The following is a 12,949-nucleotide window of genomic DNA, read 5'->3' as shown; positions in this document are numbered from 1 at the left end:
CGCTGGGGCAAGGCTCAGAGAGCCTTGACCTCGATGATTTCAACTTCGAAGTTCAGGGTCTTGCCGGCCAGCGGGTGATTGAAGTCGACGGTCACTTGCGCGTCGTCGAACACTTTCACCACGCCGGGCAGTTCGGTATTGGCTGCATCGTTGAAGATCACCAGCAAACCTTCCGACAGTTCCATGTCCTGGAACGAAGAGCGTGGCATGACCTGCACGTTTTGTGGGTTGGGCTGACCGAAGGCGTTCTCCGGCGGGACCACCACGGTGCGCTTGTCGCCGGCCTTGAAGCCGAACAGCGCGGCCTCGAAGCCTGGCAACAGGTTGCCGTCGCCCACTTTGAACACGGCAGGTGCCTTGTCGAAGGTGCTGTCGACGGTGTCACCGTTTTCCAGGTGCAACGCGAAATGCAGGGTGACTTCGGTGTTTTGAGCGATACGCTGCTCAGTCATTGACGACCTCTCCAGGCTTTTTCGCCTTGAACATGTCCAACGCCAGCATGATTGCGCCGACGGTGATGGCGCTGTCGGCCAGGTTGAACGCCGGGAAATACCAGCGGTTCTGCCAGTGCACCAGGATGAAATCGATCACGTGGCCCAGCACGATGCGGTCGTACAGGTTGCCCAGCGCACCGCCGAGTACCAGCACCAGCGCCACGGCCAGCCAGTTTTCGTTGCGCCCCAGGCGCTTGAGCCACACCAGTAGCACCGCGCTGACCACCACGGCGATCAGGGCGAACAGCCAGCGCTGCCAGCCGGAGCTGTCTGCCAGGAAACTGAAGGCAGCACCGGTGTTGTAGGCCAGGGTCCAGCTGAAGTAGTCGGGGATGACCACGATCTGCTGGTACAGGCTCAGCGTGCCCTGGAAATAGAACTTGCTGACCTGGTCGAGAACCAGGACCAGCACGCTCACCCAGAGCCAGCCCAGGCGCCCGAAGCGCCCGGCAGCAGGATTAGGCATAGTGACGAACCTCGCCTGCACCGCTGATGTTGTCGGCGCAACGGCCGCAGATTTCAGGATGCTCGGGGTTCACACCCACGTCATCGCTGAAGTGCCAGCAACGGGCGCACTTGGTGTAGCCGGACTTGACCACCTTCAGCTTCAGGCCCGCCACTTCGGTGACCACGGCATCGGCCGGGGCATCGACGAACGGCGCCACGCTGGCCTTGGAGGTGATCAGCACGAAACGCAGTTCGTTGCCCAGCTTGGCCAGGTCAGCGCCCAAGCCCTCTTCGGCATACAGGGTGACTTCGGCTTGCAGGTTGCCACCGATAGCCTTGGCCGCACGCTGGTTTTCCAGCTCCTTGTTGACCGCGGTCTTCACCGCCATCACGCCTTCCCAGTACTCGCGACCCAGCTCGACGCCTTCCGGCAGCTCGGTCAGGCCCTGGTACCAGGTGTTGAGCATCACCGATTCGTTGCGCTCGCCCGGCAGGTACTGCCACAGCTCGTCGGCGGTGAACGCCAGGATCGGAGCGATCCAGCGCACCAGCGCTTCGGAGATGTGGAACAACGCGGTCTGGCACGAGCGACGCGCGGTGCTATTGGCGCCGGTGGTGTACTGGCGGTCCTTGATGATGTCCAGGTAGAAACCACCCAGCTCCTGCACGCAGAAGTTGTGCACGCGCGAGTACACGTTCCAGAACCGGTATTCGCTGTAGTGCTCTTCCAGTTCGCGTTGCAGCAGCAGCGCGCGGTCCACGGCCCAACGGTCCAGGGCGAGCATCTCTTCGGCCGGCAGGATGTCGGTGGCCGGGTTGAAGCCGCTCAGGTTGGAGAGCAGGAAGCGCGCGGTGTTGCGGATGCGGCGGTAGGCATCGGCGCTACGCTGCAGGATGGTCTCCGACACGGCCATTTCGCCCGAGTAGTCGGTGGACGATACCCACAGGCGCATGATGTCGGCGCCCAGGGTGTCGTTGACCTTTTGCGGCGCGATCACGTTGCCCAGCGACTTGGACATTTTGCGGCCGTTCTCGTCCACGGTAAAACCATGGGTGAGCAGTTCGCGGTACGGCGCGTGGTTGTCGATGGCGCAACCGGTCAGCAAGGACGAATGGAACCAGCCGCGGTGCTGGTCGCTGCCTTCCAGGTACAGGTCGGCGCGCGGGCCGGTGGCGTGGCCCATCGGGTGCGAACCACGCAGCACGTGCCAGTGGGTGGTACCGGAATCGAACCACACGTCCAGGGTGTCGCTGATCTTGTCGTACTGGCCCGCTTCGTCGCCCAGCAGTTCAGCGGCGTCCATCTTGAACCAGGCCTCGATGCCTTCGACTTCGACGCGCTTGGCCACTTCTTCCATCAACTCGACGGTGCGTGGGTGCAACTCGCCGCTTTCCTTGTTCAGGAAGAACGGGATCGGCACACCCCAGTTGCGCTGGCGGGAGATGCACCAGTCCGGACGGTTGGCAATCATCGAGTGCAGGCGCGCCTGGCCCCAGGCCGGGACGAACTTGGTTTGCTCGATGGCTTTCACCGCGCGCTTGCGCAGGGTGTCGCCTTCGGTCGGCTGCTTGTCCATGCCCACGAACCACTGCGCGGTGGCGCGGTAGATCAGCGGGGTCTTGTGGCGCCAGCAGTGCATGTAGCTGTGGCTGATGGTTTCGGTGAACAGCAGCGCGCCCACTTCGGCGAGCTTGTCGACGATGCCCTGGTTGGCCTTGAAGATGAACTGGCCACCAAAGAACTCCAGCGATTCGCTGTACACGCCGTTGCTTTGCACCGGGTTGATGATGTCGTCGTTGACCATGCCGTACTGCTTGCAGGTCACGAAGTCGTCGACGCCATAGGCCGGGGCGCTGTGGACCACGCCTGTGCCGGCACCCAGTTCAACGTACTCGGCCAGGTACACCGGCGACAGGCGATCGTAGAACGGGTGACGGAAGTTGATCAGCTCAAGGTCTTTACCTTGGGCGGTGGCGACCACGCTGCCTTGCAGGTTGTAACGCTTGAGGCAGGCTTGGACCAGCTCTTCGGCCAGCACCAGTTGCTTGTCACCCACGTCGACCAGCGCGTAGGTGAACTCGGGGTGCACGTTCAGCGCCTGGTTGGCCGGGATGGTCCACGGGGTGGTGGTCCAGATCACGATCGAGGTCGGCTTGGCCAGTGCTGGCAGGCCGAAGGCCGCGGCCAGCTTGGCCTCGTCGGCGACCGGGAAGGCCACGTCGATGGTTGCCGATTTCTTGTCTTGGTATTCGACTTCGGCTTCGGCCAGGGCCGAACCGCAATCAAAGCACCAGTTCACGGGCTTGAGGCCCTTGAACACGAAGCCACCCTTGACCATCTCGGCCAAGGCACGGATTTCACCGGCTTCGTTGCTGAAGTTCATGGTTTTGTAGGGGTTGGCCCAATCGCCCAACACACCCAGGCGGATGAACTCGGACTTCTGCCCTTCGATCTGCTCGCTGGCGTAGGCGCGGCACAGTTCGCGGGTTTTATCGCCGCCCAGGTTCTTGCCGTGGGTCACTTCGACCTTGTGCTCGATCGGCAGGCCATGGCAGTCCCAACCCGGTACATACGGCGCATCGAAGCCGGACAGGGTCTTGGAACGGATGATCATGTCCTTGAGGATCTTGTTGACCGCGTGACCGATGTGAATATTGCCGTTGGCGTACGGAGGGCCGTCGTGCAGGACGAACTTTGGACGATCCTTGCCAATTTCACGCAGCTTCTGGTACAGGCCAATGCTGTCCCAGCGCTGCAGAGTTTGCGGCTCGCGCTGGGGCAGGCCGGCCTTCATTGGGAAGGCGGTGTCCGGAAGGTTTAGCGTGGCTTTGTAGTCGGTCATTTCAGGCTCTTGGTTAGCGGTTGGCCGTGCCAGTAGGCACGAGCGGCGGCGACGTCCGCATCGATCGCCGACTTCAGCGCCTCAAGGGAGGCGAAACGCTGCTCATCACGCAGCTTGTGGTGGAAAGCCACCGTCAAACGCCGGCCATACAGGTCACCGGCAAAATCCAGCAGATGTACTTCCAGGTGGGCACTGCCATCACCTGCAACCGTGGGCCGTACGCCGATATTGGCGACACCGGGCCACAGTTTGCCGTCGATCTCGGCGCTCACCAGATACACCCCGGTAAACGGCACGCGACGACGCTTGAGCTGCACGTTGGCCGTCGGCCAGCCCAGTTGACGAGCCAGTTTCTGGCCGTGCAGCACCCGCCCGGCGATGCGGTACGGGCGGCCGAGCAGTTGCTCGGCCAAGGCGAAATCAGCCTTGGCCAAGGCTTCACGCACTTGCGTGCTGCTGACGCGAACGCCGGCAAGCTCCACGGTTTGCGCAGCCTCGACGGTAAACCCTTGCAGGCTGCCGGCCTGGGTCAGGAAGTCGAAATCGCCGACCCGGTCGCAGCCAAAGCGAAAATCATCACCCACTTCCAGGTGCTTCACGCCCAGGCCATCGACCAGGATGGTGTCGACGAACTCCGAGGCGCTGAGTTTGCACAGGCGTTGGTTGAACGCCAGGCACAACACCAGGTCGACGCCCTCCTCGGCCAGCAGCGCCAGCTTGTCGCGCAAGCGGGCCAGGCGGGCAGGCGCCGTTTCGGGGGCGAAGTACTCACGCGGCTGTGGTTCGAAAATCACCACGCAGCTGGGTACGCCCAACTCCAGTGCACGCTCGCGCAGCCGCGCCAGGATAGCCTGGTGGCCACGGTGAACACCGTCAAAGTTGCCAATAGTGGCGACACAGCCCCGATGTTGGGGCCGCAGGTTGTGGAGGCCTCGAACCAGCTGCATAACGCGCTTCTTGCTCATAAAGTGGTCGATTATAACCACACAAGGCCTTCGGTGACAGGCGACTAAACGACGGGCAGGGTCGGAAACTGTAAAACCGACGCCTGACCCCGTTCCGATAAGCCTGCCAGACTACACCAGGCCCTTGCGTGCGAAATCCCTGAGGCGAAAGCCCTGGGCGAACAGCAGGCCAAAATACACCACCACGCCGGCCACCACCAACGCGCCCAGGCGCAGGAACCGCGCCAGCATCAGGCCCTGGTCCCAGGCCGGCATCACGTGCATCAGCCCCAACAGCACCGCGGACATCGCCGCCACGGCCACCAGCAGCTTGAAAAAGAACGTGCCCCAGCCCGGTTGCGGCTCGAACATTTTCTGTTTGCGCAGCTGCCAGAACAACAAGCCGGCGTTCATGCAGGCGCCCAGGCTGATGGCCAGGGCCAGGCCTGCATGCTGCAGGTGGGTAATCAGCAGCAGGTTGAACAGCTGGGTGGCGATCAACGTGCTGATGGCAATCTTCACCGGCGTGCGGATGTTTTGCTGGGCATAGAAGCCCGGCGCCAGCACCTTGATCAAGATGATCCCCAGCAACCCCACTGAATAGGCGATCAGCGCGCGCTGGGTCATGGCCGCGTCAAAGGCACTGAACTTGCCATACTGGAACAGCGCCACGGTCAGCGGCTCGGCCAGAATCCCCAAGGCCAGGGAGCACGGCAACACCAGGATGAAACACAGCCGCAGGCCCCAGTCCAGGATGCGCGAGTACTCGTGGCGGTCGCGGTTGGCGTAGGTCTTGGCCAAGGTGGGCAGCAATATAGTGCCCAAGGCCACGCCCAATACGCCGGATGGCAATTCCATCAGGCGGTCGGCGTAGTACATCCACGACACCGAGCCTGCGGCGAGAAACGAGGCGAAGATGGTGTTGATGATCAGCGAGATCTGGCTCACCGAGACACCGAGGATCGCCGGCCCCATCTGTTTCATCACCCGCAACGCACCGGTGTCGCGCAGGCTGAAGCGTGGCAGCACGAGCATGCCGATCTTTTTCAGGTGCGGCAGTTGATACAACAACTGCAACAGGCCGCCCACCAGGGTCGCCCACCCCAGTGCCATCACCGGCGGGTGAAAGTATGGCGTGAGGAACAGCGCGAAAAAAATCATGCTGATGTTGAGCAGCGTCGGCGTGAAGGCCGGCACCGAGAAACGGTTCCAGGTATTGAGGATGGCGCCGACGAAGGACGATAGCGAGATCAATAATATATAAGGGAAGGTCACCCGTAGCAGGTCGGCGGTGAGCTCGAATTTTTCCGGCGTGTCGGCAAAACCTGGCGCCGTGGCCCAAATCACCCAGGGCGCAGCCAGGATGCCGGCCACGGTAACCACCGACAGCATCAGCGTGAGCATGCCGGCCACGTAAGCGACGAACGTGCGCGTCGCCTCCTCGCCCTGCTGGCTTTTATATTCGGCCAGGATGGGCACGAACGCCTGGGAAAACGCGCCCTCGGCAAAGATCCGCCGCAACAGGTTGGGGAGCTTGAAGGCGATGAAAAAGGCGTCGGTGGCCATGCCGGCACCGAAAATGCGCGCCAGGATGGTATCGCGCACAAAGCCCAGCACCCGCGAAATCATGGTGATGGAGCTGACGGCAGCCAGGGATTTAAGAAGATTCATCGAAAGTTTTCGCGCCTTTTAGACAAAGAGCAGGCGGTTAGCCACCCAGTTGTGCGATACTCCGCGCCGCATCAGCAGACAGAGCCAAAATTCGCGAGTTTACAGGTCATGCGCCAGAAGTGAATCACTTCACCGGCGAAGGTGACCACTCAGCGGAACGTCTCAAGCGCCCTTGACAACTCATCAACTCATCGGCATGATTCGCGGCCTATTTTGTTTGCTATTTAACAAGTCTTTCGAGGAGCTCGACGGTGGCCAACTCACCTTCCGCCAAAAAACGTGCAAAACAGGCTGAGAAGCGTCGCAGCCACAACGCCAGCCTGCGTTCCATGGTCCGTACCTACATCAAAAACGTAGTTAAGGCCATCGACGCAAAAGACGCCGAAAAAGCACAAGCTGCTTACGTTCTGGCTGTTCCTGTTATCGACCGTATGGCCGATAAAGGCATCATCCACAAGAACAAAGCTGCTCGCCATAAAGGTCGTCTGAATGGCCACATCAAGGCACTGAATCTGGCTGCTGCAGCCTAAGCGATTCGCCTGATGTAGAAAAACCGACCCTAGGGTCGGTTTTTTGTTGTCTGTGATTTATGGATACAGCCGCAAAACGGTCATGGACCCACCCTGCAGTAGCGGATTTATCCGCGAAAAATACACCGCACAGAATCAGACATCGATCACCGCGCTTTTCACGGATAAATCCGCCCCAACAGGCAATACGCGCCGCCTCTGGGTCGCGCTACTGCTGGGCCCACGGCAAGATCGGAATCGCCGTCACCGCATTCTGCGGACTGCCTTCGATCAACCGGTCGCTGTACACCAGGTACACCAGCGTATTGCGCTTCTTGTCCAGGAAACGCACCACCTGCATGGTCTTGAACACCAGCGAGGTGCGCTCCTTGAACACCTCCTCGCCATCCTTCAGGTTGTCCGGCAACTGGATCGGGCCCACTTGGCGGCAGGCAATCGACGCCTCGGCACGGTCTTCGGCCAGGCCCAGGCCACCCTTAACCCCACCCGTCTTGGCGCGGGACAGGTAGCAGGTGACGCCCGGCACCTTGGGGTCATCGAACGCCTCGACGACGATACGATCATTAGGGCCGACGAACTTGAACACCGTCGACACCTGGCCAATCTCTTCGGCCGACGCCAACATCGGCATCAACAGCAGCGCGCCGAGCACACCCTTGATCATACGCATCAGGACTTCCTTCTAGACCAGTATCAAATTGTCGCGGTGCACCAGTTCCGGCTCCGCCATGTAGCCCAGCAGGCTCTCGATAGCCTCGGAAGACTGGCCGATGATTTTTTGCGCCTCCACGGCACTGTAGTTGGCCAGGCCACGGGCGATCTCACGACCATCCGGGGCCACGCACACCACCATCTCGCCACGGCGGAAGCCACCCAGTACGCCCTTCACGCCCACTGGCAACAAGCTCTTGCGCCCCTGCAGCAAGGCCTGCACCGCGCCGTCGTCCAGGGTCAAGGTGCCGCGGGTTTGCAGGTGGCCAGCCAGCCACTGCTTGCGCGCCGCCAGCATGCCGCGCTCGGGCGACAACAGCGTGCCCAGGCGCTCGCCGGCCTTCAGGCGATCCAGCACGCGCTCCAGGCGCCCACCCACGATGATCGTGTGCGCACCCGAACGAGCCGCCAGGCGCGCCGCGCGCAGCTTGGTCTGCATGCCGCCACGCCCCAGCGCGCCGCCGGTACCGCCAGCCACCGCATCCAGGCTCGGGTCATCGGCGCGGGCCTCATAGATAAGCTGCGCATCAGGGTTGTTGCGCGGGTCGGCGTCGAACATGCCGTCGCGATCGGTGAGGATCACCAGCAGGTCAGCCTCGACCAGGTTGGCCACCAGCGCCGCCAGGGTGTCGTTGTCGCCAAAACGGATTTCGTCGGTGACCACGGTGTCGTTTTCGTTGATCACCGGGATCACACCCAACTGCACCAGGGTACGCAAGGTGCTGCGCGCGTTGAGGTAACGCTTGCGGTCGGACAGGTCGTCGTGGGTCAACAGGATCTGCGCGGTGTGGCGCGAGTGCTCGGCAAAGCTCGACTCCCAAGCCTGCACCAGGCCCATCTGGCCGATGGCGGCCGCCGCTTGCAGTTCGTGCATGCCACTGGGTCGCTTGGCCCAGCCCAGGCGGCTCATGCCGGCAGCCACGGCCCCGGAAGACACCAGCACCAGCTCCACGCCCGCCTCGTGCAGCGCGACCATTTGCTCAACCCAGACGCCCATTGCGGCGCGATCCAGGCCCTTGCCATCAGCTGTCAGTAGCGCGCTGCCGATCTTCACGACCCAGCGCTGCGCACCCGTCACCTTGCTCCGCATGTTCTTCCAACCTTTGCCCGGTAGAAACTGTCTGTAGAAACCACGTGTAAAAACCAGAAACCAAAACGCCGCTCATAAGAGCGGCGCTGTAGTTTATCGCAAGAAATCAGTCGCGGACGTAAATGATTTCCGGACCGTCTTCTGCATCTTCCTCATCCCAGAAGCCATCGTCTTCGCCGATATCGTGCACGCTCTTCACGCCAGTACGGCGCAAGGTACGCGCATCGTCCAGCGCTTGCAGTTGGGCACGCGCCTCGTCTTCGATGCGCTGATCCAGGTCACGCAACTCGGCGGCGTAGGCCGGGTCGTTGGCCAGGCGATCGGCACGATCTTCCAGATAACGCATCAGGTCACGGGTCAGGCGCTCGGTGCCTTCTTTGGCAATGGCCGAGATCACGTAGACCGGACCTTCCCACTCCAGGCGGTCGACGATTTCCTTGACGCGCGCTTCGTGTTCTTCTTCCAGGATCTGGTCGCACTTGTTCAGCACCAGCCAGCGCTCGCGCTCTGCCAGGGACGGGCTGAACTTGGTCAGCTCGTTGACGATCACCTCGGCCGAATCGGCAGCGTTGGTTTCATCCAGCGGCGCCATGTCTACCAGGTGCAGCAGCACGCGGGTACGCGCCAAGTGCTTGAGGAAGCGGATACCCAGGCCGGCACCGTCGGAAGCACCTTCGATCAAGCCCGGGATGTCGGCAATCACGAAGCTTTTCCAGCGGTCGACACTGACCACGCCCAGGTTTGGCACCAGGGTGGTAAACGGGTAGTCGGCGACTTTCGGCTTGGCGGCCGATACCGAGCGAATGAAGGTGCTCTTGCCAGCGTTCGGCAAGCCCAGCAAGCCGATGTCGGCCAGCACTTTCATTTCCAGCTTCAGGTCACGCTGCTCGCCTGGCTTGCCTGGCGTTGTCTGGCGCGGTGCACGGTTGGTGCTGGACTTGAAACGGGTGTTACCCAGGCCGTGCCAGCCGCCATGGGCAACCAGCAACTTTTGACCGGCCTTGACCAGGTCACCGATGACTTCCTGGGTAGCGGAGTCGATCACAGTGGTGCCGACCGGCACGCGCAGCACCAGCTCTTCACCTTTTCTACCGGTGCAGTCGGTGCTGCCGCCATTCGAACCGCGCTCGGCGTCGAAGTGACGGGTGTAACGGTAGTCCACCAGGGTGTTGAGGTTTTCGTCGGCGATCATGTAGATCGAGCCGCCGTCACCACCGTCACCGCCGTTGGGGCCACCGTTCTCAATGAATTTTTCCCGACGGAAGCTCATGCAACCATTGCCGCCGTCGCCAGCTTTTACGCGGATCGAAACTTCATCTACAAACTTCATTTAAAAAAACGCCTCTCGCCACACGGACGAGCTTGGTAAAACACAAAGACATAAGGCTCTTGCAAAGATGAGCGCGGCGGACCCGATAAACGGTCATAAAACAACCAACGCCAGCAGCCCATGCAAACAGCTTTGCAAGAGACTCACCAGAACCCCACAAACGAAAAAGCCCCGTCGCAAGACGGGGCTTCTCCAGCATTCTCGCGATTAGGCCGCGACAACGCTCACGTAACGACGACCGAAGGCGCCCTTTACTTCGAACTTGATCACGCCTGCTACTTTAGCGAACAGGGTGTGATCCTTACCCATGCCAACACCGTAACCGGCGTGGAATTGGGTACCGCGCTGACGCACGATGATGTTGCCCGGGATGATAGCCTGGCCGCCATACATCTTCACGCCAAGGCGTTTGGCTTCTGAGTCGCGACCGTTACGGGTACTACCACCAGCTTTTTTGTGTGCCATGAGTCAATTCTCCTAGTGAGGAATTAGGCTGAAATTAAGCCTGAATACCGGTGATTTTGATCTCGGTGTACCACTGGCGGTGGCCCATACGCTTCATGTGGTGCTTACGACGACGGAACTTGATGATGCGGACTTTATCGTGACGACCTTGGGAGATCACTTCAGCCACAACGGTAGCGCCAGCAACAACTGGAGCGCCGATGTTCACGTCATCGCCATTGGCGACCAACAGAACGCGATCAAAAGTCACGGATTCGCCAGTGGCGATTTCCAGTTTTTCGATCTTCAGGTATTCACCTGGGGCGACCTTGTATTGCTTGCCACCAGTAACAATTACTGCGTACGACATGGTATTTCTCCGATTATCCTGCTCACCCAGCGCTTTATAAGTAGAGTGTCGGCTGGCATGGCTGCATGGGGTGGAACGACCCGAATGCAATTGCGTAAGGCAGGTGCTGCCCAGGAAGTTCAGGGTGCGCGATTGTACGCAAGCCACGCGCGCCTTGCAAGTAGCCGTCCATCGCGCCTTGACAGGGCGGAACCTGCGACCTAGCATGCCGCGCAACCCTTTTGGAGCACCTGTCGCTGATGCAACCCCAAGCTTTTTACCGCGTGGTGACGGATGATTTTACCGCCGTCGACGCCATCATCAAGAAGCAGCTGACTTCTCGGGTCCCGCTGGTCTCGAAAATCGGTGATTACATCACCTCGGCCGGTGGCAAGCGCCTGCGTCCTTTATTAGTGTTGCTGTGTGGCAAGGCCCTGGGTCGCGAAGGCGACCAGTTGCGCCTGCTGGCCGCCACCATCGAATTCCTGCACACCGCCACCCTGCTGCATGACGACGTGGTCGACATGAGCGGCATGCGCCGTGGCCGCTCCACCGCCAACGCCATGTGGGGCAATGCCCCGAGCGTGCTGGTGGGCGACTTCCTGTACTCGCGCTCGTTCGAGATGATGGTCGAACTGGGCTCGATGCCGGTGATGAAGATCCTGTCCCAGGCCACGCGCATCATCGCCGAAGGCGAAGTGCTGCAACTGTCCAAGGTTCGCGACGCCAGCACCACCGAAGAAATCTACATGGAAGTGATCCGCGGCAAAACCGCGATGCTGTTCGAGGCCTCCACCCACAGCGCCGCAGCGCTGGCCGACGCCACGCCGGAGCAAAGCGAAGCGTTGCGCACCTTCGGTGACCATCTGGGCGTGGCCTTCCAATTGGTCGACGACCTGCTGGACTACCGCGGCGATGCCGAAACCCTGGGCAAGAACGTCGGTGACGACCTGGCCGAAGGCAAGCCAACCTTGCCGCTGATCTACACCATGCGCGAAGGCACGCCCGAGCAGGCGGCCCTGGTGCGCCAGGCCATCCAGAAAGGCGGCATCGAAGACCTGGAAAGCATCCGCGCCGCGGTCGAGAGCTCGGGGGCACTGGACTACACCGCCAACCTGGCCCGCGACTACGTCAAGCGCGCCATCGCCTGCCTTGACGCCCTGCCGGCCAGCGAATACCGCGACGCATTGGTTGAGTTGAGCGAGTTTGCGGTGGCACGCACGCACTGATTTGATTGGCGGCGCGGCTTTCGCAGATGAATCCGCTCCTACGGGAGCCGGATTCGCCCCTACCGATTAAAACCCTATATAATATGCGCCTTTATTTTCCTGAACCAAGGAACGCGCGTGAGCCTGCCTGCCTGCCCCAAATGCAATTCTGAATACACCTACGAAGACGGCACCCAACTGGTGTGCCCCGAATGCGCCCACGAGTGGTCGGCCAACGGCGAAGCCGAGGCTGCTTCCGACGACGCGGTGAAGAAGGATTCGGTCGGCAACGTGCTGCAGGACGGCGACACCATCACCGTGATCAAGGACCTGAAGGTCAAGGGCACCTCGCTGGTGGTCAAGGTCGGCACTAAGGTCAAGAACATCCGCCTGTGCGATGGCGACCACGACATCGATTGCAAGATCGACGGCATCGGCCCGATGAAGCTGAAGTCGGAGTTCGTCCGCAAAGTTTGAGAAACGCCTGCTGACGAATGGTCCGCAGGCCGCCCGCCGTGGCTTGCACCCTGCCCCGCTATACCTGTGTCGGCTTTTTTACCAATAGTGCCTTGCTATTCTTTGAATAAGAATTATTCTCATTGAACGCCTTCAAGGAGAATATCTCATGACCTACCTCATCGACGCCTGGCTGGACCGCCCACACCCTTACCTGCGCATCCTGCACCGTGAAACCGGTGAAGTGTGTGCGGTGTTGGAGGAAGAAGCGCTGGATGAACTGCGCGACCAGGGCGACCTGGACCTGCATGGGCTCAATTCAAGTGAACCGATCGTGCTCAAGGAGCTGGTGCGAAACCTGTTTCTATTCTGCTATGCGCGGGCATTGCGCCCGGTGGCGGGGCTGCATTGAAAATGCGAAGAGCTTCGCGG

The 12,949-nt window shown here is 61.0% G+C and carries 14 protein-coding genes; 4 read left to right on the top strand and 10 right to left on the bottom strand.

The genetic code is table 11. The features are described from left to right. Positions 1-14: 14 nt before the first annotated feature. The 5 genes from fkpB to murJ all read right to left on the bottom strand — a co-directional run bounded on the left by fkpB (position 15) and on the right by murJ (position 6,399). Positions 15-452 carry an FKBP-type peptidyl-prolyl cis-trans isomerase gene (gene fkpB / locus L9B60_RS15800; protein ID WP_249671588.1) on the bottom strand — a complete coding sequence of 146 codons (438 nt, stop codon included), beginning with the start codon at positions 450-452 and terminating at the stop codon, positions 15-17. Then, entirely contained in the window at positions 445-960 is a 516-nt protein-coding gene (gene lspA, locus L9B60_RS15795) for a signal peptidase II (RefSeq protein WP_249671587.1), read from the bottom strand. The genes fkpB and lspA overlap by 8 nt, the downstream gene beginning before the upstream one ends. Next, positions 953-3,784, bottom strand: coding sequence for an isoleucine--tRNA ligase (ileS, locus tag L9B60_RS15790; protein WP_249671586.1), 2,832 nt, complete (start codon positions 3,782-3,784; stop codon positions 953-955). Before ileS ends, lspA begins: the two co-directional genes overlap by 8 nt. Further along, entirely contained in the window at positions 3,781-4,731 is a 951-nt protein-coding gene (ribF, locus tag L9B60_RS15785) for a bifunctional riboflavin kinase/FAD synthetase (RefSeq protein WP_249671585.1), read from the bottom strand. Before ribF ends, ileS begins: the two co-directional genes overlap by 4 nt. 129 nt (positions 4,732-4,860) lie before the next feature. Next, complete coding sequence (gene murJ, locus L9B60_RS15780) at positions 4,861-6,399, bottom strand: murein biosynthesis integral membrane protein MurJ (RefSeq protein WP_249671584.1); 1,539 nt, start codon at positions 6,397-6,399, stop codon at positions 4,861-4,863. Positions 6,400-6,650: 251 nt separating this feature from the next. On the opposite strand from murJ, the gene rpsT reads away from it, so the two are divergent. Next, positions 6,651-6,929 carry a 30S ribosomal protein S20 gene (rpsT, locus tag L9B60_RS15775; protein WP_007924739.1) on the top strand — a complete coding sequence of 93 codons (279 nt, stop codon included), beginning with the start codon at positions 6,651-6,653 and terminating at the stop codon, positions 6,927-6,929. Between the two features lie 208 nt (positions 6,930-7,137). Here rpsT and L9B60_RS15770 read toward each other — a convergent pair whose 3' ends face one another. From L9B60_RS15770 to rplU, 5 genes are all read right to left on the bottom strand, one after another. Further along, entirely contained in the window at positions 7,138-7,599 is a 462-nt protein-coding gene (locus tag L9B60_RS15770) for a CreA family protein (protein ID WP_249671583.1), read from the bottom strand. Between the two features lie 12 nt (positions 7,600-7,611). Further along, positions 7,612-8,730, bottom strand: a complete 1,119-nt coding sequence (proB, locus tag L9B60_RS15765; RefSeq protein WP_249671582.1) for a glutamate 5-kinase — start codon at positions 8,728-8,730, stop codon at positions 7,612-7,614. 106 nt (positions 8,731-8,836) lie between these two features. Further along, positions 8,837-10,060, bottom strand: coding sequence for an Obg family GTPase CgtA (gene cgtA / locus L9B60_RS15760; protein WP_249671581.1), 1,224 nt, complete (start codon positions 10,058-10,060; stop codon positions 8,837-8,839). A 207-nt stretch (positions 10,061-10,267) separates the two neighbouring features. Beyond that, positions 10,268-10,525 carry a 50S ribosomal protein L27 gene (gene rpmA / locus L9B60_RS15755; protein ID WP_008371588.1) on the bottom strand — a complete coding sequence of 86 codons (258 nt, stop codon included), beginning with the start codon at positions 10,523-10,525 and terminating at the stop codon, positions 10,268-10,270. 34 nt (positions 10,526-10,559) lie between these two features. Next, on the bottom strand, positions 10,560-10,874 hold the full coding sequence (gene rplU / locus L9B60_RS15750; protein ID WP_003176051.1) for a 50S ribosomal protein L21: 315 nt from the start codon (positions 10,872-10,874) through the stop codon (positions 10,560-10,562). Between the two features lie 239 nt (positions 10,875-11,113). On the opposite strand from rplU, the gene L9B60_RS15745 reads away from it, so the two are divergent. From L9B60_RS15745 to L9B60_RS15735, 3 genes are all read left to right on the top strand, one after another. Continuing rightward, positions 11,114-12,082 carry a polyprenyl synthetase family protein gene (locus tag L9B60_RS15745; RefSeq protein ID WP_249671580.1) on the top strand — a complete coding sequence of 323 codons (969 nt, stop codon included), beginning with the start codon at positions 11,114-11,116 and terminating at the stop codon, positions 12,080-12,082. A gap of 117 nt (positions 12,083-12,199) precedes the next feature. After that, complete coding sequence (locus tag L9B60_RS15740; RefSeq protein ID WP_249671579.1) at positions 12,200-12,538, top strand: zinc ribbon domain-containing protein YjdM; 339 nt, start codon at positions 12,200-12,202, stop codon at positions 12,536-12,538. A 148-nt stretch (positions 12,539-12,686) separates the two neighbouring features. Beyond that, entirely contained in the window at positions 12,687-12,929 is a 243-nt protein-coding gene (locus L9B60_RS15735) for a PA4570 family protein (protein ID WP_249671578.1), read from the top strand. The last annotated feature ends 20 nt before the right edge of the window (positions 12,930-12,949 follow it).

This window comes from Pseudomonas abieticivorans, from assembly GCF_023509015.1.
Classification (GTDB): Bacteria; Pseudomonadota; Gammaproteobacteria; order Pseudomonadales; family Pseudomonadaceae; genus Aquipseudomonas; species Aquipseudomonas abieticivorans.
This window is presented reverse-complemented; position numbering and strand designations above follow the sequence as displayed.

Excerpts from the sequence above, each read along its gene's own strand:
- fkpB (WP_249671588.1), bottom strand. The coding sequence starts at position 452 with ATGACTGAGCAGCGTATCGCTCAAAACACCGAAGTCACCCTGCATTTC.
- lspA (WP_249671587.1), bottom strand. The coding sequence starts at position 960 with ATGCCTAATCCTGCTGCCGGGCGCTTCGGGCGCCTGGGCTGGCTCTGG.
- ileS (WP_249671586.1), bottom strand. The coding sequence starts at position 3,784 with ATGACCGACTACAAAGCCACGCTAAACCTTCCGGACACCGCCTTCCCA.
- ribF (WP_249671585.1), bottom strand. The coding sequence starts at position 4,731 with ATGCAGCTGGTTCGAGGCCTCCACAACCTGCGGCCCCAACATCGGGGC.
- murJ (WP_249671584.1), bottom strand. The coding sequence starts at position 6,399 with ATGAATCTTCTTAAATCCCTGGCTGCCGTCAGCTCCATCACCATGATT.
- L9B60_RS15770 (WP_249671583.1), bottom strand. The coding sequence starts at position 7,599 with ATGCGTATGATCAAGGGTGTGCTCGGCGCGCTGCTGTTGATGCCGATG.
- proB (WP_249671582.1), bottom strand. The coding sequence starts at position 8,730 with ATGCGGAGCAAGGTGACGGGTGCGCAGCGCTGGGTCGTGAAGATCGGC.
- cgtA (WP_249671581.1), bottom strand. The coding sequence starts at position 10,060 with ATGAAGTTTGTAGATGAAGTTTCGATCCGCGTAAAAGCTGGCGACGGC.
- rpmA (WP_008371588.1), bottom strand. The coding sequence starts at position 10,525 with ATGGCACACAAAAAAGCTGGTGGTAGTACCCGTAACGGTCGCGACTCA.
- rplU (WP_003176051.1), bottom strand. The coding sequence starts at position 10,874 with ATGTCGTACGCAGTAATTGTTACTGGTGGCAAGCAATACAAGGTCGCC.
- L9B60_RS15745 (WP_249671580.1), top strand. The coding sequence starts at position 11,114 with ATGCAACCCCAAGCTTTTTACCGCGTGGTGACGGATGATTTTACCGCC.
- L9B60_RS15735 (WP_249671578.1), top strand. The coding sequence starts at position 12,687 with ATGACCTACCTCATCGACGCCTGGCTGGACCGCCCACACCCTTACCTG.